Below are 20,951 nucleotides of genomic sequence, written 5' to 3' on the forward strand. Positions count from 1 at the left end.
TGTTGCGCACCCGTCACGTCTTCCACGCCGTCGACACCCACACCGAGGGGATGCCTACCCGCGTCATCACCGGCGGCTTCGGCACCCTCCCCGGCGCCACGATGGCCGAACGGCGTCTGAACTTCGCCGAGCACCGTGACGACCTCCGCACCCTCCTGATGTACGAGCCGCGCGGCCACGCCTCGATGAGCGGCGCGATACTCCAGCCGCCGACCCGCCCCGACGCCGACTACGGCGTCCTGTTCATCGAGGTCTCCGGCTACCTCCCCATGTGCGGCCACGGCACCATCGGCGTCGCCACCGCCCTCGTCGAGACCGGCATGGTCGAGGTCCACGAACCCGTCACCACAGTCCGGCTCGACACCCCCGCCGGGCTCGTCTCCGTCGACGTACAGGTCAAGGACGGGGCCGCCACCGCCGTCACCTTCACCAACGTCCCCGCCTTCAGCGTCGCCCTCGAGCGCAAGATCGACGTCCCCGAATTCGGCACGCTCACCTACGACTTGGCGTACGGAGGCAACTTCTACGCCTTCGTCCCGCTGGACTCCGTCGGCTCCGACGGCATCCCCTTCGACCGCTCCCGCAAGGAAGACATCCTCGCCGCCGGACTCGCTCTGATGGGCGCGGTCAACGCGTCCCCCGACCACCGGCCCGTACACCCCGAGGACGACCGCATCGGCGGCCTCAAGCATGTCTACTTCGCCGCCCCCGGCTCCGACGCCGTCCGCTCCCGGCACGCGATGGCCATCCACCCCGGCTGGTTCGACCGCTCGCCGTGCGGCACCGGCACCTCCGCCCGCATGGCCCAGCTGCACGCCCGGGGCGAACTCCCGCTCGGCCGCGACTTCGTCAACGAGTCCTTCATCGGCACCGAGTTCACCGGCCGTCTCATCGACACCACAACTGTGGGCGGCATCCCCGCAGTTGTTCCCACCGTCACCGGGCGGGCCTGGATCACCGGCACTGCCCAGTACTTCCTCGACCCCACCGACCCCTTCCCCGGAGGATTCCTCCTGTGACCGGCACGCCGGTGGGCCCTCTCCTCTCCTCCCGCGTCGTGTCCCGCAACCCGTCGGATCCAAGAGACGTCGTCGTCGACGTGGCAAGCACCGGTGTCTGGCGCACCGTTGAGGCGGCAGACCACGCCCGGGACGCGTACCGCTCCTGGTACGCGGCCGGGGCCGCCGCCCGCTCCGCGGCGCTCACCGCCGCCGCCCACTCCGTCGAGCAGGCGGCCGCCGAGCTGGCGGACCTGGCCGTACGAGAGGTGGGCAAGCCCCTCACCGAAGCGCGCGCCGAAGTGTCACGTACCGTCTCGATCCCCCGCTGCTACGCCCAACTCCCGTACGAAGCAACGGGATCCGTTCACGAACCGGCATCGGGCGCCGGCCTCCTCCTCACTCGCCGGCGGCCACGCGGCGTCGCCGGGCTGATCACGCCCTGGAACTTCCCCTACGCCCTCCCCGTCTGGAAGGCGGCGCCGGCACTCGCCGCCGGAAACACCGTCGTTCTGAAGCCCGCCCCCGAGGCCACCGCCTGCGCACTGCGCCTCACGGAACTACTCCAACAGGCTCTGCCCAAAGGGGTGTTCACGCTGGTTCCCGGTGGTGCGCCCGAGGGAAACGCCCTGGCCTCCGCCGTCGACGCCGTCTCCTTCACCGGCTCCGCGGCCACCGGCAACGCGGTCGTCCGCACCGCGACCGCGCACGGCATCCCCGTACAGGCCGAAAGGGGCGGTCTCAACGCGGCGCTCGTCCTGCCCGACGCGGACCCGGCCCGTGCCGCCGCCCACATCGCCACCGCGATCGCCGGATACGCGGGCCAGAAGTGCACCGCCACCAGCCGCGTCATCGCTGTCGGTGCGGCGCTCGGGCCCCTGCGCGACGCGCTCGCCGACGCCCTGCGTGCGATCCCGGCCGCCGACCCGGCCCAACCCACCACCCTGTGCGGCCCGTTGATCTCGGAACAGGCGCGCCGGAAGGTGCTGGAGGCGGCCCGCGACGTACCCTTGTTGGCGGGCGGAAAGCCCGTGGAGGGACCCGGCTGGTACGCCGGACCGACGCTCGCCGAGCAGGTGCCGTCCGGTCATCCGCTGCTGCACGAAGAGATCTTCGGGCCCCTCGCGGTCCTCCTGCACGCGACCGACCTCGACCAGGCGGTCCGGATGGCCAACGCGGTCCCCTGCGGCCTCGTCACCTCCGTCCACACCGGCGACCTCGACGCCACCCTGCACGGGCTCAACAGCCTCGACACCGGCATGATCCGCCTCAACGCTCCCTCGACGGGCGTCGACTTCCCTCTCCCCTTCGACGGTACGAAGTCCTCCAGCCACGGCCCGCGCGAACAGGGCCGCAGTGCACTGGACTTCTACACTTCCACCCACACGTACTCACTGCACCGGGCCACTTAACCTGCAACGTGACATTGTACGCTGGGCAGTCCGCAGCAACCCGGAGGACCGCCATGGGCGAACTCAAGCAGCAGCGCCACCTGATCACCGCCCAGGAACGGCTCCGCGACCAGGTGGCCAACGCCCTGCGTGCGGCCCTCATCGCGGGCGAGCTCCGCCCAGGATCGGTCTACTCCGCACCCGGCCTCGCCGCGGACTTCGGCGTCTCCGCGACGCCCGTGCGCGAAGCGATGCTCGACCTGGCCCGCGAAGGGCTCGTCGAACCCGTACGGAACAAGGGCTTCCGGATCACCGAGGTGAGCGAGCGTGACCTCGACCAGTACAGCGAGATCCGTGCGCTCATCGAGGTGCCGGTGATCGGGCAGGTCACCAGGACCGCCACCCGCGAGCAGCTGGAGGCACTGCGTCCGGTCGCCGAGGAGATCGTCGCGGCGGCCCGCCGGCACGACCTGATCGGCTACCTGGAGGCCGACCGCCGCTTCCATCTGACGCTGCTCGGGCTCGCGGGCAATGAGCGGCTCGTCGAAACGGTCGGTGACCTGCGCAAACGCTCCCGTCTTTACGGGCTGACCCGGCTCGACGAGCGCAACGAACTGCTGCCGTCGGCCGAGGAGCACATCGAACTCCTCGATCTGATGCTGACCGGGGACGCGGCGGCGGCCGAGGCCTGTATGGCCCGCCACCTCGGGCACGTGCGGTCGCTGTGGGCGCAGTCCCGCGACGAACCGGTGGAGACCGCGCTGCCGACCGCCCGGAAGCTGGGCGTCCGCTAGCGGACGGTGGGGGGTGCGTACCAGGATGGGGACCATGCGGCCGCTCGGCCGTGCAGCGCCCCAATAGCGGAGGCCCCTTATGGAATGGACCCTCGAAGTCGTCGCCGTGCCGGTCTCGGACATCGACCGGGCGAAGGACTTCTACGCGGAGAAGTGCGGATTCAAGGTCGACGTCGACATGCAGATGGGTGCGACGTCCCGGGTCGTGCAGCTGACTCCGCCGGGCTCGCGCTGTTCGATCGCCCTCATGGAGGGGGTGGCCCCGCCGGCGGAATGGGTCACTCCGGTCGTTCCCGGCTCGCTCCAGGGGCTTCAGCTGTGTGTCGTCGACATCGCTGCGGGCCGGGAGGAGCTGGCGGGGCGCGGGGTGGATGTGAGCCCCGTGATGCACCTGGGGGAGAAGGGGTGGGAGGAGGGGAAGGGGGACACGTGGAATTCGTGGGCCTACTTCAGGGATCCCGATGGGAATGGGTGGGTGGTGCAGGAGGTGCCGGCGGGGTTGGGGGAGCGGTAGGGGGTTGGCGGTCGAGGCCGAGGTCGCGGTGGGGCTGGGCCGTGGCGAGCGCGTGCCGGAGCGAGGGGGCGGCTCCGCCGGGGCCGCCCCTGTGCCCACCCTTCCCCAAGCTCTCGGCTTCGCTCGAGCAGGGGAGACCCCAATCGCCCCCAGGGGCGTCCCTGCTGCCCACAGCGGTGGGCGGCGGCGTCCCTGCTGCCCACAGGGGCGGCGGCGGGGCCGCGGTGGGGTTCACCCCAGTAGGTCGCCCATCCAGTTCTCCACGGCTGTTGCTTCGCGGGGGAGTGCGCTCGACATCAGGCGGGCGCCCTCGGACGTGATCACCAGGTCGTCCTCGATGCGGACGCCGATGCCGCGCAGTTCCCACGGCAGTGTTTCGTCGTCCGGCTGGAGGTAGAGGCCGGGTTCCACCGTCAGGACCTGGCCCTCCTCCAGCACGCCGTCGAGGTACTGGTCGGCCCTCGCCTGTGCGCAGTCGTGCAGGTCGAGCCCCAGCATGTGGCCCGAGCTGCACAGCGAGTACCGGCGGTGCAGCCCGCTGTCCGCCCGCAGCGACTCCTCCGGCGAGACCCGCAGCACGCCCCAGTCGTGCAGCCCCTCCGCCAGCACCGCCGAGCACGCCCGGTGGAAGTCGCGGAAGCTCGCACCCGGCTTGAGGGCGGCGATCCCCGCGTCCTGGGCGGCCAGCACCAGGTCGTACACCTGCCGCTGGACCGGTGAGAAGCGGCCCGACAGGGGGAGGGTGCGGGTGATGTCGGCGCAGTAGAGGGAATCGGTCTCCACGCCCGCGTCCACCAGCAGGAGCTGGTCGCGGTCCAGCGGGCCGTCGTTGCGTATCCAGTGCAGTACGCAGGCGTGGGCACCGGCGGCGGCGATGGTGTCGTAGCCGGTGCCGTTCCCCTCGGCGCGGGCGCGCAGGTTGAAGACGCCCTCGATCCAGCGCTCCCCGCGCCGGTGCGCGAGGGCGGTGGGCAGCGCCCGTACGACGTCCTCGAAGCCGACCGTGGTGTGGTCGACGGCGAGCTGGATCTCCCCGATCTCCCAGGCGTCCTTCACGAGCCTCAACTCGCTCAGTGCCGTGGCCAGTTCGGGATCCCGGTCCGCGCGCCGCGCGGTGGTGGCAGGTGCGTAGTCGTCCAGATGGGCGCACCGGATGCCGGTCAGGTGTGCGGCCTCGTCCAGGTCGGGCCGCCGGCCCACCCAGAACTCCCCGTACCTGCGGTCCCGGAAGAACTCGCCGCGCCCGTCGCTGCGGGGCGAGCGCGGCCGTACGTACAGCACCGCGTCCCCGTCCGGCTCGATCACCAGCACGTGGCCCGGCTGGTCCTCGGTCGTCAGCCCGGTCAGCCACGCGTACGCGCTGTGCGGCCGGAATCGGTAGTCGCAGTCGTTCGACCGCACCTTCAACTCGCCCGCAGGTACGACGAGTCGCTCGCCGGGGAAGCGCGCCGCGAGCCTGGCGCGCCGCCCCGCGAAGTGTTCGAAGCCGGGCACCCGGGCGCCGGACGAGGAGGAGGGAGGCGCCCACCGGTCGCCCATGTAGGCATCGAGGGCGGGCGAAACCGGCAAATCGTGGCTGACGGTGTTGAGTTGGGGAGATTCGGGAGATTCGGGGGATTGGGCGGCTTGCGGGGTTTTCGCGAGGTGTGAGGTCACGTTTTCGCCTCCGGAGGCAGGTGAGTTGTCTGAAGTCTTGTCAGTGCAATTTCACATTACTATGTTACGGGTCACACCTCGGGGTGCGGAAGCCGACGGCACTCGTCGACGCCGGCCCCGTCAACTCCCCACACAGATACCGGAGATCCAGGTGTCACACCCGCGTATGCCGCGCAGGATTGTGCTGGCCGCCACTCTCGCCGCCACCCTCGCCCTCCCGGCCATCCAGTCCGCCCAGGCCGCACCCTTGCCGCCCGTGCAGAGCTCCGCCGCTCCGAAGCCGCAGCCCCGTGCGGTGACCTCGGACGCCAATCCGTTCGACGAGGTCCAACGCCTCGCGACCGCACCGAAGTTGGCAAAGGAGGCCGCTCCCGCACCCGGTGCGCTCACCGAGCGGGGCCGGATACCCGGAGCCCAGACGAAGGCCCTGAAGGGGGACGAGAGACCCGGCGCGAGATCCGCCGCGCCGAGAGCGGCCGTCGCCCCCTGCACCCTCGACGGCATCACCGGCCTGTCGCCCGAGCAGTTCGCGGACTTCCTCGCCGACCCGGCCGTCACTGGCGACGGATGTCTGCGCGACCTCATCTGGAAGTGGGACGCCCGGCTTGTCCCGGTCATGTCGGACGCCCACGTACAGGCCGTCGCCCGCCGCGTATCGAGCATCGCGTCGTCCCACGACGGCAAGAACACCACGCACCTGTACGAGATGTTCACGTACCTGCACGCGGTCGCGTACCACGACTTCTCGCGTGACGAGATCGACACCACCGACTCCGCCACCGTCGAGACCGTGCGCCGCGCGGTCAACGCCTTCGGTACCGCGGCCCGCACCTTCGACGTTACTCCGAGCAACGCCACCACCCTGCGCGAGGCGCTGTACGCGGCCAGCGCCCCCGGTCTGCGCCACTCCCAACTGGGCCTGATCCAGAAGGTGCTGGCCACCATGGACCAGTACCACAACACCCAGTACAAGGACCCGGCCTGGGGCGGCGCCGCACTCGCCGCGCTCTCGGTGAACTACCTCGGGGTCTACCCCGGAAACAAGGACACCGCGTTCCACACCGTCGTCACGCAGAACGCCACCTACCGGGAGGCGTTCAAGAAGTTCGCCGGCTACGTCCACCTCAAGGGCACCCCCAACGAGTGGGTGGTGCGCGACGCGCTGGGCGAGTACGGGCGCTTCGGCGAGATCCCGGCCCTGAAGACCGAGACCGTCGCCGGCCTCGGCACGCTCCTCGGCCTCACCAAGCAGAACTTCGGGGAGGGCAGCCAGCCCTGGGCCAAGGTCGCCGGCTGGCTCAACTACTACGGCGCCTGCGAGCAGTACGGGGTGTGCAAGGGCGACATCGAGAAGCGGATCTTCCCGTACACCTACGTCTACGACAACGGCGCCATCAAGGTCCGCACCGCCCTCGACCGCGCCACCGTCGACCAGCTCTACTACGCGTCCAAGCAGGTCAAGGCCCAGTTCCACCGGGTGGTCGGCTCCACCGAGCCGATCGCGGGCGACACCAACACCAGCCTCAACATCGTGCTGTACGCCTCCCGCGCCGACTACGAGACGTACCACCCGCTGCTCACCGGCATGGACACCAACAACGGCGGCGTCTACATCGAGAGGGGCGCCACCTTCTACACCTACCAGCGCCGCGTCCCCCAGGACTCCTCGCTCACGCTCGAAGAGCTCTTCCGCCACGAGTACGTCCACTACCTCAACGGCCGCTTTGCCGTGCACGGTTCCTTCGGCGAGGGCCCCTGGTACCAGAACGACCGCACCACCGCCATGGACGAGGGCACCGGCGAGTTCTTCGACGGGGCCACCCGCGACGACGGCATCGCCGTACGCAAGTCGCTGGTGAAGAGCATCATCTCCGACACCGCGGGCGGCGGGCCCCGCATGACGGTCAATCAGCTTCTGCACGCCACCTACAACGGCGACGGCTTCCGCTTCTACTCGTACGCCGGAACCTTCTTCGAGTACCTGTGGCGCGACCACCCGGGCAAGCTCCAGGAGATGTACAAGCACCTGCGCGCCAACGACCCCACGGCCTTCGACGCCTGGCGCAACCAGCAGGGTGCCGACGCCAATCTGCAGCGCGGCTACGACGCGTTCCTCGACCAGCAGATCGCCATCGTCAACGACCTCTTCGTACCCAACACCCAGTACACACCCAACGGTTCGCTGAGGTACACGTCCGCCGCCGACGTGCAGAGCGCCTTCAAGTCCGCCACCTCCATGGACCCCGCCTGCAAGGACGACGGAGGCAAGGAACTGGGCCGGTTCGTGTGCACCGGCCGCATCACCGCCAACCTCAGCAACTCCGGTGATGCCAGCAAGGTGTTCAAGGACATGACCGAGACGGTGGACTACTTCATCCTCGACCGGTCCAAGCCCGCCGCCAACAACCTCGCCGACATGAACTGCTCCTTCGGCAAGGTCGACGTCTGGTCCAGTGGCCAGGCCGGCAGCGCCGACTACGTCTGCGAAGGCCCGCTGCGCCGCTAGCACGGAAGGGCGGTCCCCCTGGAGGTGCACCTCCAGGGGGACCGCCCTCGCTCTGCGGCCTCAGACCTCCAGAGTCTTTCGCAGGAAGGCGAGTTCACGCTCCATCAGCCGCTCCCGCACGCCGCCGGGCGTCATGTGCGACACCCCGGGCAGGGTGAGCAGTTCGTGCTCGCGGCCCGCGTCCGTCAAGGCCTGGGACAGGGCGAGGCTGTGGGTGGGGTGGACGTTGTCGTCGGCGAGGCCGTGGATCAGCAGGAGGGGACGGCTCAGATTCGGGGCGTCCTTGACGAGGCAGTCCGCCTCGTACACCTCGGGGTGCTCGGCCGGCATCCCCAAGTAGCGTTCCGTATAAGCGGTGTTGTACGTACGGAAGTCGGTGGGCGGTGCGCCCGCGATGCCGACGTGGAACACGTCCGGCCGCCGCAGTACCGCGAGAGCCGCCAGATATCCGCCGTACGACCAGCCGCGCACCGCCACCCGGGACAGATCCAACTCCGGGTACAGATCGCCGAGTTCGCGCAGCGCCGCCACCTGGTCGTCGAGGGTGACCTTGGAGAAGCCCCGGTACATGGCGTACGTGAAGGCCGGTGAGACGTTCGAAGTGCCCCGGTTGTCCACCGTCACCACCGCGAAGCCCTGGTCGGCCCACCACTGGCGGTGCTGCTGTGTGCGCGGGTCGTTCGTCACCGCCTGCGCACCGGGGCCGCCGTACACATCCACCAGTACCGGCAGCCGCCGGCCGCTAACGTGCCCGCGCGGCAGGACCAGAGCGGTCGGCAGCCGGTGCTCGGTGACCCGGGCGAGGCGGGGAACGGTCCGGTACGGGAGCGGCTCGGAGAGGTCCCGAAGGGCCAACTCCCTTCCCTCTTCGGCGTGTACGGTCCGCCGCACCGGCCCGTCGGGGCCGGCGGAGGTGATCAGCAGGGCCCCCGGCGACACCGTGACGGCGTGCACTCCGGGGCCGTACGTGAGCGGGCGCAGCTCGCCACTGTCCGGGCCGACGAGGACGACGTGCTGGTCGGCCGGTTCGTCCAGGGCTGCGGTGACGACCAGAGCACCACCGAATTCCCCTTCGACGGACCGTACTTGAAGATCGTCGCCGGTCAGCAGCCGACCGTCCACGGCCAGGCCGCGCGCCGCGCCGCCCTCGGTGTCGGCGGCCGTCAGCATCCGCCCGTCCGCCAGCCGGGCCGGTGTGCCCGGGAGTCCGTCGACCCACAGCGGATGCGTGGTCCGCGACAGCACACGGGTGGCGCCGGTGGCGGGGTCGGCGGACAGCAGCAGCACCTCGCGCTGGAGCCGGTCCCGCACGGTCAGGAGGATCTCGTCGTCGGACTCCCAGCCCGCGTCCGTGACGTACGGGTACGCTGCCGCGTCCCACTCCAGCCGTACGGGATCCCCGCTCTCCAGCACCCACAGCTGCACGTCCGCGTTCGGCCCGCCCGCCCTCGGGTAGGCGAACTCGCCGCCGTAGTCGAGCCGGGGCAGCGCCGACTCGTCGACCCGGGCGGCGAGCAGCGCACGGCCGCCCGGAGCCCACCAGTGCCCGCGCGAACGGTCCAGGTCCTCCGCCACTGCGGCCTCGGCGATGCCCCAGCGTGCGCCGTCGTCCGGGGAGACCGGGCGCGATGCGCCCCCGGCGCACTCGGCCACGTACAGCCGGTCCTCGCTGACGTACGCGATGCGCGAGCCGTCGACGTTCGGGCGGGGGTCGAAGACGGGCCCGGCGGCCTGGATCTCCTCAGGCTTGCCGTCCGGTCCCGTACCGACCCGGAACAGGCGGCCGTACAGAGCGAAGACCGCGAACAGGCCGTCACCGGAGAGGGAGTAGAGGCCGATCCCCGCAGCGACGAGCCGGATGCGCTCCCTCAACTGCCGCTCGACCAGTGGCGGTTGACCCCCACCGGGGATCAGAGCCTGAGGATCGGCGAGCTGCCGCTCCTCGCCCGAGACGGTGTCGAGCACCCAGAGGCTGTCGCAGGGGTCGGCGGGGCCGGCCGAGCGCAGGAAGTACAGCAGCCGTCCCCCTTCGGTGAAGGTCGCGGCGCGCGGGGCGCCGTGGGTGAACCGGCCGGTGCGGGCGGAGAGGCCGAGGAAGGGGTCGGTGAGGGGTGGCAGAGGCATGAGGAGATCGTCGCCGGTCGTACGGCCACGGTCAAGGATGTGACATATGAAATGGCATTGCCCTTGGCGGGAAGCTTCGGGGCCCTGGAATCGTGGAACAGCGCGAAGGGGCGGGGGAGACACAATCCCCCGCCCCCGTACGTCACTTGTCCTTGCCGGCCACGTCCCCGAACGTCAGCCCCGTCCCGTTGAGGTCGGCCCGGATGCCCTCCGGCTCCACCTTGACCTCCCGCAGCCGCAGCTCGCCCGGCGTCTTCGGCAGCCGGAACGACATCGACAGCTTCTCCGACAGCTCCGGCGGACGCATCGCGAGCAGCGAGGCGATCATCTTCGGGTTGATGCCGACCTTCTCCAGCAGCCACGGGTGGTCGATCACCACATCCACCAGGTTGAGGCTCATCAACTGCTTGACGAACTGCGGCGACCCGGTCAGCCGGTTCAGCTCCGCCTCGCTGCTCAGCGCCTTCTTCACCCACTCCTTCGGTACGCCGAGCCGCTCAACCACCGAGGGAACCGCCAGCAGCGCCTTGATCCGCTCACCCTGCCGGGCCAGTTCCGCCGCCGCCTGCGGGTGCAGCCGCAGCCCGGAGGTGGCACGGTCCTTGCCCGGCCGGTACGTCACGATGCCGGGGAGGTCGAGGCGCATGTGGTCGATGGTGGTGGAGACGGCCTGGTCGCCGTCGCGCTTGATGTGCGCCTCCGCGCCGATCAGCACCTTCGTTCCGGCAATCGGAAGTTCACCGCTGACCTTGATGCGGTCGTGGCCGTCCTTCTTGAACTTGGCCTGGGAGGAGCCGAGTTCACGGTTCAGGTCGTCGAAGGAGAGCAGTACGTCGCCCTCCACGCTGCCGATGACGGCGCCCTGGATCGACGACGGCAGACTGCCCACGATGCTGATGTCGCGAGCCGTCGCCCGCACCTCCGCGATGGACACCCGGTCGGCCGCGACGTCGGGCACGGCGACGTCGACGCGGTCCAGACGCTTGTCGAAGACCTGGGTGAGGAACGGGAAGCCGTGGATCTTGACCTCGGGGGCCGTCGCCAGCTTCATCGACTTCTTCAGCTGGTCCTCGGCCTTGTCCTGCGCGTACATCAGCGCGAACCGGTCCGCGAGCAGCGCGAACGCCACCACGACGACCCCGGTGACGGCCACCTTGAACACCACGGGAACGGCGCGGAGGCGGCTCTTGCCCCGGTGGTTCGGCGGCTGCCACTCGTCGTCATCGTCGTCGTCGGACTTCAGGCCGAGACCGAGGAGCCCTTCGTCCGGTTCGTACGCCGCGTAGTCGGGTTCGGGTGGAGCGAGACGGGCGAGCTCGTCGTACGGATTCCTGGGCTTGCTGGGTCCACTGGGCCCGCTGGGTCCGCTGGGATAACTGGGGTTGCTGGGATTGCTGGAGTTGCTCAATTCATTCCGTATGTGGGGGGATTCGGGATGAGGGTTCATGCGTGTGGGGGTGCGCATCGCGTCATCCCACCATGCGCACTACCCTCGAACGCAAGCTCGATGACCGGCTTCGCCGCGTTTGGGGCGCTTTGTGGTACGGGAAGGGAGTCCGGTCGGCAGTTACGGTGGGCGGGTGACCACCGAAGTGACCGCCGGGCCGAACGCGGAGTCGAACACGGGGCCGAACGCGGGGCCGAGCGTCGGGCCGACCCCCGGGGAGGCCCTCCGGCCCCAGTCGCTGATGCTGACCTTCCTGGGTGACCAGGTGCTGGGCCGGGACGTGTGCGTGTACTCGGGCAGCGTCATCGAGCTGTTCGGGCGGGCGGGCGTGGGGGAGCAGGCCACCCGCTCCACGCTGACCCGGATGGCGGGCCGCGGGCTGCTGCGCAAGCAGCGAGAGGGGCGCCGCATGTACTTCGGGCTGACCGACAGGTCGGAGGCGATCCTGCGCGACGGCGACCACCGGATCTGGCACACCGGTGCGGTCAACAGCGACTGGGACGGCACCTGGACCCTGCTCGGCTTCTCGCTTCCCGAGGCCTGGCAGCGGCAGCGGCACGACCTGCGCTCACGGCTCGTGTGGAGCGGATTCGGGCCACTGTTCAGCGGACTGTGGATCGCGCCGGGAGAGGTCGACGTCGCTGCCCTCGTCGCCGAGCTGGGCCTGTCCTCCCACGCGAAGGTCTTCCGCGCGCACGCCGACGCGGGCACCGATATCGGCGCGATGATCGAGGAGGCCTGGCAGCTGCCCCAACTCGCTTCGCGGTACGAGGAGTTCCTGGGCCGCTGGCTGCCGTTCGCGCAGGACGGCGTGGAGGTCCGCGACGACGACGCGCTGGTGCTGCGGCTGCGGATGGCCACCGAATGGCTGCAGATCGTACGGGGCGATCCACGACTGCCGGTGAAGCACCTGCCGGACGACTGGCCGGCCGAGGAGGCCGAGAAGACGTTCCGCGCCGTGCACACCCGGCTCGACGCGCGGGCGCGGCGGTCGGCGAAACGCCTCCTCGACCTGGTGCCGGTACGGACGGGGACACCGGCTCAGGCATAGAACCGGGGCACCGGCTCAGGCGTAGAACCTGGAAACGCTCTCCAGTACGCAGGCGGGCTTGGCCCCGCCCTCGATCTCGATCGTGCCGCCCACGGTGATCTGCACCCCGCCCGCGACGTCCGTCACTTCGGTGAGCTTCGCGACCAGCCGCAGCCGGGAACCAGCCGGGACGGGCGCGGGGAAACGCACCTTGTTCAGACCGTAGTTGACCTTGGTGCTGACGCCCTCGACGTCGAGCAGCTCGGTGAAGAGCGGAATGAAGAGGGAGAGCGTCAGATATCCGTGCGCGATGGGTGCGCCGAACGGGCCGTCCTTCGCGCGCTGCGGGTCCGTGTGGATCCACTGGTGGTCCCCCGTCGCGTCCGCGAAGCCGTTGATCCGCTCCTGCGAGACCGTGATCCAGTCACTGGCGCCGAGGTCGCTGCCCGCGAGCTTCTTGAGTGCGTCGAGGCTGTTGACTGTGGTCATGGGTGAAGGGCCTTTCAAGTAAGGGGAGTTGGTGGATCACATGCCATGAAGACGGGGGGATCACATGCCGTAAAGGGCGCGGACCCGGGGCTTGGCGAGCTTTCCGGACGCGGTGCGCGGCAGCTCCCGCGCCACCACCACGGATTTCGGGATCTTGTACTTGGCGAGCCGCCCGCCGAGCGAGCCGAGGATCTCCTCGGGCCCGGCCGCCGAACCCTCCCGCACGACGACGACCGCGCGCGGCACCTCGCCCCACTGCGGGTCCGGGACGCCGATGACCGCACATTCGACGACATCGGGATGGGCGAGCAGCACGTCCTCGACCTCGGCGGGATACACGTTCTCGCCACCGGAGACGATCATGTCCTTGAGTCGGTCGACGATGGTGACGAAGCCGTCCTCGTCGACCCTGGCCATGTCCCCGGTACGGAACCACCCGTCGTGGAACGCCTCCGCGCTCTCCGCCGGAAGCCCCCAGTAACCGGGCATGACATGCGGTCCGCGCACCTGGATCTCACCGGTCTCGCCGGGGGCGACGGGCACGAGATCCGGACCGACGACGGTCACGTCGCTGAAGAAGTGCGGCACGCCCGCCGAACCCGCCTTCTCGACGGAGTGCTCCGCGTCGAGGAACAGCGTGCCGGGCGCCGCCTCCGTCATCCCGTATCCCTGCTGGAAGTTGAGGCCGCGCCGCTGGTACGTATCGATGAGGCCGGTCGGCACCGGGGCGCCGCCGCAGTTCAGGTGCCGCATCGAGGACAGGTCGGCGTCGGGCCAGCGGGGGTGGCGGGCGATCCGCTCGTACATGGTGGGCACGCCGAACATGAAGGTGATGCGGTGCTCCTCGATCAGGTCGAGGGTCTCGGCCGGGTCGAAGGACTCCACGAGGACGCAGGTGCCGCCCTTGAGGAGCACGGGCAGCGTGAGCATGTTCAGACCCGCGGTGTGGAACAGGGGAGCGGAGACCAGCGCGCGTTCGTCGGCGGCGAGGTCCTGGTCGACGAGGACGTTGACCGCGTTCCAGACGAGGTTGGCGTGGGTGAGCATGGCGCCCTTGGGGCGGCCGGTGGTGCCCGAGGTGTACATGATGATGCAGATGTCGTCAGGGGAGACGGGCTCGTCCAGCGGTACGGCGGAAGCCCCGGCTATCAGCTCCTCGTACTCCCGACCCACTTCGAGCAGGTCAGGAACGCTTCCGGCGGCATTGTCAGTGGCGTCGTACAGACTGGGTGCGTGGACGAGGACCCTGGCTCCCGAGTCCGCGAGCTGGTACGCGATCTCCGGCGCGGCCAGCCGGATGTTGAGCGGAACGAAGACCGCACCGAGGAGACCGGTGGCGAAGAGGGTCTCCAGGAAGGAGGGGTGATTGGGGCCGAGAAAGGCGACCCGGTCGCCGCGCCGTACACCGCGTGCGTGCAGGACGTGCGCCAGGCGGGTGGTGCGGTCGTGGAGATCGGCGTAACTGAACGCGCGGTGTCCGTCGGCGAGTTGGTGGATCAGCGCGGTGCGGTGCGGGGTCTTGCGGGCACGGCGTGCGGGCCAGGAACCGATTCCCTCGTTGCGCATCGTTGCGTTCCCCTTCGAAGGTGGCGGATCACAGTGGGCCGGAGCCGGAGCCGGAGCCGGAGCCGGAGCCGGAGCCGGAGCCGGAGCCGGAGCCGGGGCCGAGGCCGAGCAGCCGGGCGGCGTTCTCCTTCAGGATCTTCGGCCGGACCTCGTCCTTGATGGCGAGCTTGTCGAAGTCGGCGAGCCAGCGGTCCGGGGTGAGGACCGGAAAGTCTGAGCCGAAGAGGATCTTGTCCTTGAGGAGGGTGTTGGCGTACTGGACGAGCTGCGGCGGGAAGTACTTCGGCGACCAGCCGGACAGGTCGATGTGGACGCCCGGTTTGTGGGTGGCGACCGCGAGGGCCTCGTCCTGCCAGGGGAAGGAGGGATGGGCAAGGATGATCTTCAGATGCGGGAAGTCGGCGGCCACGTCGTCGACGTACATCGGGTTGGAGTACTTCAGCCGAATACCTCCGCCGCCCGGCACCCCGGCGCCGATGCCGGTCTGCCCGGTGTGGAAGAGCGCGACGGCCCCGGCCTCCTCGATCACCTCGTACAGCTCGTAGGCGATGCGGTCGTTGGGGAAGAAGCCCTGGATGCTCGGGTGGAACTTGAAGCCCTTGACGCCGTACTCCTCGACGAGCCGGCGTGCCCGCCGGACCCCCGCCCTGCCGCGGAACGGGTCGATCGACGCGAACGGGATCAGTACGTCCGGGTGGGCGGCGGCCGCCTCGGCGACCTCCTCATTGGGGACCGGCTCGGTGCCGGTGGCGTGCTCGGCGTCCACGGTGAAGACCACCGCGGCCATCCGCCGCTCCCGGTAGTACGCGGCGATCTCGGGCAGCGTCGGCTTGCGGTTGCGGCCCTCGACCTTGAAGTACGCGCTGGACGCGTCGGCCAGGTCGTCACCGAGGGAGGCGTGCCCCTTGGCGGAGACCTCGGCGTGGGTGTGGACGTCGATGGCGACGAGGTCGTCGACGTTCATGGCGTTCGCGGCGGGTGCGCCGGTCATGCGGATCGGGCCTCCGGGGTCGACGGGACCTTCGGGGCGGGGATGCCGACGGTCTGCGGCTCGCTGCCCACCGAGGTGTGCCAGGACTCGGCGATCGTCTCCGGGCTCCAGCCGCCGTCCGCGTACGCCACCGACACCTCCTGCGGGTGCGACCACAGCGCCAGCTTGTCGCCGCCGATGCCGATGCACTGCCCGGTGACCCCGCGCGCGGCCTCCGACGCGAGGAAGGGGACGAGCGCCGCACAGTCCTCGGCGGTGCCGAAGCCCTCGCCCTTGCGCAGGAAGCCGGGCAGCGGCTCGCCGCCGCGCAGTGCCTCCACGTACGGGGCGAACGCCGGGACGGTCTCCGTCATGGCGGTCGCCGCCACCGGCACGATCGCGTTGACGGTGATGTTCGCGCGGTCCAGCTCCATCGACCAGGTGCGGGCCATCGCCGCGATACCGGCCTTGGCCGCCGCGTAGTTGGTCTGCCCGAAGTTGCCGCGCTGCCCGGCGGGGGAGCCGACCAGGATCAGGCTGCCGCCCTCGCCCTGCTCCCGCATCCGTACCGCGGCTGCTCGGGCGCAGGTGAACGTACCGCGCAGGTGCACACCGACGACGGCGTCGAAGTCCTCGTCGGACATCTTCCACAGCACCTTGTCGCGCAGTACGCCCGCGTTGGTGACCAGGACGTCGAGGCGCCCGAACTCGGCGACCGCCCGTGCCACGAGGCGGTCGGCGGCCTCGGTCGTACCCACTGTCACGGCTTCGGCGACCGCGCGGCCGCCCGCCTCCCGGATGGTCTTCGCGGCCTGCTCGGCCACCGCCTCGTCGAGATCGTTGACGACGACGGACGCACCGGCGGCGGCCAGCGCCTGCGCATAGGCGAGCCCGAGGCCGCGTCCGCTGCCGGTGACGAGGGCGACCTTTCCGGTCAGATCGAGAGTGGGCACAGAAGTGTCCTTACGTAGCAGGTGGGTTGGGGGAGCGGGCGGCGGACCGGAGCCGGACTCCGTCGCCCAGATCGAAGCTAAGGACAATCATTGTTGACGTCAATGGTTGTTGGCACATTCGATCTGCGTCATGCTGTGGCCCGTACACGCCGAATGGCCGCCCCGTGCGCCCCGAACGGCCGCCCCGTACGCCACGGCCGCCCCGTACGCCCCGAACGACCAAGGAGTCCGTCATCACCAGGTCAGCAGCCGCCCCGACCTCCGAAGCCGAAGAGCCGATCGATGCCCGTGAGCCCTGGATGCGCGGCCTGCACGCCGACACCGGCTATCTGCTCTACCGGCTCGGCCTGCGCTCCGGTCAGCTCTTCAATGCCTCCCTCCAGGAGTTCGGCCTGCGCCTGCGGCACTACGCGCTGCTGCGTTTCCTGGCCGGCTCAGAGGGTGCGCTGCAGCGTGAGTTGAGTGCCCGGCTCGGCTACGACCCGAGTGCGATCGTCGGCCTCGTCGACGACCTCGAACGCCTCGGGTTCGCCGAACGCCGTCCCGCTCCCGGCGACCGCCGCAGTCGCGTCGTCGTCCTGACCGAAGCGGGCCGCGAGTTCCTCCAGGGTGGCGAAGCCGCAGGTGAGCGTGTGACCGACGAGCTGCTCGCACCTCTCGACGCTGCCGAGCGCGACACCCTGCACGCGCTCCTGCGCCGCGTCTCCGAGGCGGGTCTCGCCTGATTGATGTTGTGCAAAACATTGACGGCGGTGAACAAGGTGCCTAACTTCGCGGTGACATTGGCCCTGCCCCAGGGAGTCCCGTCGTGCAGTCACCCCGTCCCCAAGTCGGACAACCCCCGTCCTCGAAGCAGCAGTTGCGCCGTGTCGCGCTCTCCGGCCTGCTCGGCACCGCAGTGGAGCTCTATGACTTCCTCGTCTACGGCACGGTCGCAGCCCTCGTCTTCGGCGAGCTGTTCTTCCCCGAGGCGGACCCGGCCGTAGGCACCATCGCCGCCTTCGGCACCTTCGCCGCGGGATATGTCGCCCGCCCCCTCGGCGGCATCGTCTTCGGCCACTTCGGCGACCGGGTCGGCCGTAAATCGATCATGCTTCTCACCATGGTCATGATGGGCGCGGGCAGCTTCCTCATCGGCCTGCTCCCGACCTACGACGCCATCGGCGTCTGGGCACCGATCCTGCTGGTCACCCTGCGCGTCGTGCAGGGCCTGGCGATCGGAGGCGAGTGGGGCGGCGCCACCCTGATGGTGGTCGAACACGTCGAGCACGCGGGCGGGAAGCGCCGCGGCCTGTGGTCGAGTGCCACCCAACTCGGCGCCCCGCTCGGCTCGGTGCTCTCCGCCGGCGTCGTCACCCTCGTCTCGGCACTGCCCGACGACGACTTCCGCAGCTGGGGCTGGCGCGTGCCGTTCCTGCTGAGCGTCGTACTGCTCGCCGTCGGCCTCTTCGTACGACTCAAGGTGACCGAGAGCCCACTCTTCAAGGAGGCACAGCTCAAGGAAGCACAGCTCAAGGAAGCACAGCTCAAGGAGGCACAGCTCAAGGACGCACGGCTCGAAGCAGCGCAGCAGAGGCAGGAATCCTCCGAGGCCCCCGCGAAGCCCCCCATCCTCGAACTCCTGCGCAAGCCGAAGCCGGTGCTCCAGGCCTGCTGCGTCGGCATCGGCGCGTTCACCGCCCAGTCACTGCTGACCGGCTTCATGATTTCGTACGCCGTCACCCACGGGTACACCCGCTCGCAGGTCCTCACCGCGGTCACCCTCGCCTCCGTCGTCGCGCTCTTCGTCCTGCCCGCCGCGTCCGCGCTCTCCGACCGCATCGGCCGCCGCCCCGTAGTCCTCGCCGGAGCGATCGCCTCCGCCGCGCTGGCCTTTCCGGTCGTCGCCCTGGTCGACTCCGGCTCACCGGGACTGCTGATCCTGGCGATCTGCCTGGGCCACGGTGTTGCCCAGTCCACGATGTACGGGCCGCTGGGCGCGCTCCTGTCCGAGATGTTCGGCACCCGGGTCCGCTACACCGGTGCCTCGCTCGGCTACCAGGGCGCCACCCTCATCGGCGCGGGCTTCTCGCCGCTGATCGCGAGCAGCCTCCTCGCCGCGTACGACGGCAGCAGTACCCCGCTCGCCCTGCTGCTCTGCTCGGGCGCGCTCATCACCGTCGCCACCCTGTGGCGGATGCGCGAGACCAGCGGCAACACACTGATCACCGACGACATCGCCGCCCCTGCCTCCGCTTCTCCGCAGAGGACGGTCCCGGCGGCAGACACAGAAGGAGTACGTGGATGAAGGCCCGCACCGCCACGCTGCTCGCAGCCGCCCTGATCGCCTCGGTCGTCGCGACCCCCGTCGAGGCGGGATCCACCCCAGCAGGGGCTACCCATGAAGTCCACCTGGAGGGCCAACTCTCCTCGGGCGCAAGCTATGTGATGGACCGCCCGGCCCGCTGGAACGGCACCGTCCTTCTCTACAGCCACGGCTACCGCCCCTCAGGCGCGCCCAACTCCGCAGACAACGCCCCCGGCGCCGAGGTCCGTACGAAGCTCCTCGCCGAGGGATACGCACTCATCGGCTCCTCGTACGCCTCCACCGGCTGGGCGGTCACCGACGCGGTCCCCGACCAGCTCGCCACACTCGACCTCTTCACCCAGCGTCTCGGCCCGGCCCGCCGCACCGTCGCCTGGGGCGAGTCGTACGGCGGCCTCGTCACCACCGCCCTCGCCGAACGCCACCCCGCCCGCTTCGACGCAACCCTCGCCATGTGCGGCCTGGAACAGGGCGGAGTGGCGAACTGGAACAGCACCCTCGACGCCACCTTCGCCCTGAAGACGCTCCTCGCCCCCGCCGTCCCGCTCACCGGCTTCCGCGACCAGCAGGCCGCCCGCGCCGCCGCCGACGCCATGAGCACCGCGACCACCGCCGCCCAGAACACCTCGGCCGGCCGCGCCCGCATCGCACTCGCCGCGGCCCTGCACAACATTCCCGGCCACAACGACGCCGCCCAGAGTGAGCCGTCCCCGACCGACTGGGAGGCCCAACAGGCCAATCAGTTCAGGGCCGTTCAGGGACTCATCAGAACCGGCGGCTTCGCCTGGCGGCAGGAGGCCGAGAGCCGCGCGGGCGGCAACCCGTCGTGGAACACCGGCGTCGACTACACCGCGATGCTCGGCCGCTCACCCCTCCGCAAGGAGGTCACCGAGCTCTACAAGAAGGCCGGACTGCGTCTCGACGCCGACCTCGCCGTACTCCACCGTGCCCCCAGGACCACCGCCGACCAGGCCGCCACCGCCTGGATGCGCAGAACCAGTTCCTTCACCGGCCGCCTCACCAAACCCCAGCTCAACATCCACACCACCGGCGACGGCTTGGTCCCCGTACAGACCGAAAGCGCCTACCGCCGTGCGGTCGACGGTGCGGGCACCCCGTCCAGCCTGTTCCGCCAGGCGTACGTCAGTGCCCCCGGCCACTGCACCTTCACACCCGGCGAGAGTGTCGCCGCCCTGCACACCCTGGAGAAGCGCTTGGACACCGGCCGCTGGAAGACGGCGCCGGAATCCCTCAACTCCCTTGCCCACACTGCGGATCCGGCCAGGCCGGGCCGCTACGTGCGCTACCGTCCGGCCCCGTACCCCCGCCCCTACGACCTCGCCCACGACGCCGGGTGATCGGGCGACCCGGTGACGGCACGGTCATGACCGCCCCCGACCGCCTCCTCGCCGTCCTGGCGTCGTTCGACCATGCGCACCCGGCCCTCACTCTGACCGGCATCAGCCACCGGGCCGGGCTCACCCTCACCACCGCTCACCGCCTCGTCGGCGTACTCACCGACTGGGGCGCCCTGGAGCGCGACGGCACCGGGACCTACCACATCGGGCTCCGCCTCTGGGAGACCGCGGCCCTCGCCCCGCGCGGCCTCGGCCTGCGCCAGGTCGCCATGCCCTACCTGGAGGACCTGTACGAAGCGACCCACGAGAACGTCCAGTTCGCGGTCCGTGACGGCACCGAGGTCGTCTACATCGAGTGGCTGTCCGGCCGTTCCGCCGTCGGCGTCCGCACCCGGGTCGGCGCCCGCTGGCCGCTGCACGCCACCGGCGTCGGCCTCGCACTGCTCGCCCACGGCGACCGCGCGCTCCAGGAGACGTACACGACGCGGCCGCTCGTCTCCTTCACCCCGCACACTCTCATCGACCCGGCACAACTGCGCCGCGTACTGGCCGAAGTCCGGCGTGCGGGCTGTGCGGTGAGCAGTCGTCAGATCACGGAGGACGCCCTGTCGGTCGCCGCACCCGTACGTGGTCCTGGCGGGCCCGTGGTGGCGGCGGTGTCGGTCGTCGTACCCGAACGGGGCGCGCAGGTACCAGCGTTGGTGCCTGCCGTACGACTGGCCGCCCGCGGCATCTCACGGGCACTCGGCTGGCAGCCGGACCCGGCCGCCCGGACGGACCCGGCCGGGCACGAGGATTCCGCCGATCACGAGGACGTCGCTTCCGCCTGACGGAAGTCACCTTGCCGGCA

General features: G+C 70.2%; 17 protein-coding genes. 10 read left to right on the forward strand and 7 right to left on the reverse strand.

Annotated features, from left to right (window positions below):
* Positions 1 to 2 precede the first annotated feature (2 nt).
* The 4 genes from AB0D18_RS06500 to AB0D18_RS06515 all read left to right on the forward strand — a co-directional run bounded on the left by AB0D18_RS06500 (position 3) and on the right by AB0D18_RS06515 (position 3,697).
* Complete coding sequence (locus tag AB0D18_RS06500; protein ID WP_362414046.1) at positions 3 to 1,019, forward strand: proline racemase family protein; 1,017 nt, start codon at positions 3 to 5, stop codon at positions 1,017 to 1,019.
* Entirely contained in the window at positions 1,016 to 2,410 is a 1,395-nt protein-coding gene (locus AB0D18_RS06505; protein ID WP_362413588.1) for an aldehyde dehydrogenase family protein, read from the forward strand. The genes AB0D18_RS06500 and AB0D18_RS06505 overlap by 4 nt, the downstream gene beginning before the upstream one ends.
* A gap of 53 nt (positions 2,411 to 2,463) precedes the next feature.
* Positions 2,464 to 3,183, forward strand: a complete 720-nt coding sequence (locus AB0D18_RS06510; protein ID WP_362413590.1) for a GntR family transcriptional regulator — start codon at positions 2,464 to 2,466, stop codon at positions 3,181 to 3,183.
* A 79-nt stretch (positions 3,184 to 3,262) separates the two neighbouring features.
* On the forward strand, positions 3,263 to 3,697 hold the full coding sequence (locus AB0D18_RS06515; protein ID WP_362413592.1) for a VOC family protein: 435 nt from the start codon (positions 3,263 to 3,265) through the stop codon (positions 3,695 to 3,697).
* Between the two features lie 231 nt (positions 3,698 to 3,928).
* Here AB0D18_RS06515 and AB0D18_RS06520 read toward each other — a convergent pair whose 3' ends face one another.
* On the reverse strand, positions 3,929 to 5,266 hold the full coding sequence (locus AB0D18_RS06520) for an aminopeptidase P family protein (protein ID WP_362414048.1): 1,338 nt from the start codon (positions 5,264 to 5,266) through the stop codon (positions 3,929 to 3,931).
* A gap of 253 nt (positions 5,267 to 5,519) precedes the next feature.
* Between AB0D18_RS06520 and AB0D18_RS06525 the strand changes: the two genes are divergently transcribed.
* The gene (locus AB0D18_RS06525; protein WP_362413594.1) at positions 5,520 to 7,859 is read left to right on the forward strand and encodes a collagenase; all 2,340 of its coding nucleotides are present in this window, start codon (positions 5,520 to 5,522) and stop codon (positions 7,857 to 7,859) included.
* Between the two features lie 60 nt (positions 7,860 to 7,919).
* On the opposite strand, the gene AB0D18_RS06530 is transcribed toward AB0D18_RS06525, so the two are convergent.
* Together AB0D18_RS06530 and AB0D18_RS06535 are read right to left on the reverse strand one after the other, a co-directional pair.
* On the reverse strand, positions 7,920 to 9,983 hold the full coding sequence (locus tag AB0D18_RS06530; RefSeq protein WP_362413596.1) for a prolyl oligopeptidase family serine peptidase: 2,064 nt from the start codon (positions 9,981 to 9,983) through the stop codon (positions 7,920 to 7,922).
* A 142-nt stretch (positions 9,984 to 10,125) separates the two neighbouring features.
* Positions 10,126 to 11,391: a DUF2993 domain-containing protein gene (locus AB0D18_RS06535; RefSeq protein WP_362413598.1), complete on the reverse strand. Its 1,266-nt coding sequence runs from the start codon at positions 11,389 to 11,391 to the stop codon at positions 10,126 to 10,128.
* Between the two features lie 277 nt (positions 11,392 to 11,668).
* On the opposite strand from AB0D18_RS06535, the gene AB0D18_RS06540 reads away from it, so the two are divergent.
* Positions 11,669 to 12,481, forward strand: coding sequence for a PaaX family transcriptional regulator C-terminal domain-containing protein (locus AB0D18_RS06540; protein WP_362414050.1), 813 nt, complete (start codon positions 11,669 to 11,671; stop codon positions 12,479 to 12,481).
* Between the two features lie 15 nt (positions 12,482 to 12,496).
* Here the strand turns inward: AB0D18_RS06540 and AB0D18_RS06545 are convergent, their stop codons facing one another.
* The 4 genes from AB0D18_RS06545 to AB0D18_RS06560 are packed head-to-tail and all read right to left on the reverse strand — an operon-like array spanning position 12,497 to position 16,438.
* A complete protein-coding gene (locus AB0D18_RS06545) occupies positions 12,497 to 12,949 on the reverse strand; it encodes a MaoC family dehydratase (RefSeq protein WP_362413600.1) in 453 nt (150 codons plus the stop codon).
* Between the two features lie 60 nt (positions 12,950 to 13,009).
* Positions 13,010 to 14,515 (reverse strand): long-chain fatty acid--CoA ligase, encoded by a 1,506-nt coding sequence (locus tag AB0D18_RS06550; RefSeq protein ID WP_362413602.1) that lies wholly within the window; start codon positions 14,513 to 14,515, stop codon positions 13,010 to 13,012.
* A gap of 28 nt (positions 14,516 to 14,543) precedes the next feature.
* Complete coding sequence (locus tag AB0D18_RS06555) at positions 14,544 to 15,479, reverse strand: amidohydrolase family protein (RefSeq protein WP_362414052.1); 936 nt, start codon at positions 15,477 to 15,479, stop codon at positions 14,544 to 14,546.
* 23 nt (positions 15,480 to 15,502) lie between these two features.
* Complete coding sequence (locus tag AB0D18_RS06560) at positions 15,503 to 16,438, reverse strand: SDR family NAD(P)-dependent oxidoreductase (RefSeq protein ID WP_362413604.1); 936 nt, start codon at positions 16,436 to 16,438, stop codon at positions 15,503 to 15,505.
* A 299-nt stretch (positions 16,439 to 16,737) separates the two neighbouring features.
* On the opposite strand from AB0D18_RS06560, the gene AB0D18_RS06565 reads away from it, so the two are divergent.
* From AB0D18_RS06565 to AB0D18_RS06580, 4 genes are all read left to right on the forward strand, one after another.
* Positions 16,738 to 17,163 (forward strand): MarR family transcriptional regulator, encoded by a 426-nt coding sequence (locus AB0D18_RS06565; RefSeq protein ID WP_362414054.1) that lies wholly within the window; start codon positions 16,738 to 16,740, stop codon positions 17,161 to 17,163.
* Between the two features lie 83 nt (positions 17,164 to 17,246).
* Complete coding sequence (locus tag AB0D18_RS06570) at positions 17,247 to 18,725, forward strand: MFS transporter (protein WP_362413606.1); 1,479 nt, start codon at positions 17,247 to 17,249, stop codon at positions 18,723 to 18,725.
* Positions 18,722 to 20,101, forward strand: coding sequence for an alpha/beta fold hydrolase (locus tag AB0D18_RS06575; RefSeq protein WP_362413608.1), 1,380 nt, complete (start codon positions 18,722 to 18,724; stop codon positions 20,099 to 20,101). Before AB0D18_RS06570 ends, AB0D18_RS06575 begins: the two co-directional genes overlap by 4 nt.
* 26 nt (positions 20,102 to 20,127) lie before the next feature.
* Entirely contained in the window at positions 20,128 to 20,931 is an 804-nt protein-coding gene (locus AB0D18_RS06580; protein ID WP_362413610.1) for an IclR family transcriptional regulator, read from the forward strand.
* The last annotated feature ends 20 nt before the right edge of the window (positions 20,932 to 20,951 follow it).

Origin of the sequence: Streptomyces sp. NPDC048442, from assembly GCF_040651475.1 — a bacterium.
GTDB lineage: Bacteria > Actinomycetota > Actinomycetes > Streptomycetales > Streptomycetaceae > Streptomyces.

Excerpts from the sequence above, each read along its gene's own strand:
- AB0D18_RS06510 (WP_362413590.1), top strand. The coding sequence starts at position 2,464 with ATGGGCGAACTCAAGCAGCAGCGCCACCTGATCACCGCCCAGGAACGG.
- AB0D18_RS06515 (WP_362413592.1), top strand. The coding sequence starts at position 3,263 with ATGGAATGGACCCTCGAAGTCGTCGCCGTGCCGGTCTCGGACATCGAC.
- AB0D18_RS06525 (WP_362413594.1), top strand. The coding sequence starts at position 5,520 with ATGCCGCGCAGGATTGTGCTGGCCGCCACTCTCGCCGCCACCCTCGCC.
- AB0D18_RS06530 (WP_362413596.1), bottom strand. The coding sequence starts at position 9,983 with ATGCCTCTGCCACCCCTCACCGACCCCTTCCTCGGCCTCTCCGCCCGC.
- AB0D18_RS06545 (WP_362413600.1), bottom strand. The coding sequence starts at position 12,949 with ATGACCACAGTCAACAGCCTCGACGCACTCAAGAAGCTCGCGGGCAGC.
- AB0D18_RS06550 (WP_362413602.1), bottom strand. The coding sequence starts at position 14,515 with ATGCGCAACGAGGGAATCGGTTCCTGGCCCGCACGCCGTGCCCGCAAG.
- AB0D18_RS06555 (WP_362414052.1), bottom strand. The coding sequence starts at position 15,479 with ATGAACGTCGACGACCTCGTCGCCATCGACGTCCACACCCACGCCGAG.
- AB0D18_RS06565 (WP_362414054.1), top strand. The coding sequence starts at position 16,738 with ATGCGCGGCCTGCACGCCGACACCGGCTATCTGCTCTACCGGCTCGGC.
- AB0D18_RS06575 (WP_362413608.1), top strand. The coding sequence starts at position 18,722 with ATGAAGGCCCGCACCGCCACGCTGCTCGCAGCCGCCCTGATCGCCTCG.
- AB0D18_RS06580 (WP_362413610.1), top strand. The coding sequence starts at position 20,128 with ATGACCGCCCCCGACCGCCTCCTCGCCGTCCTGGCGTCGTTCGACCAT.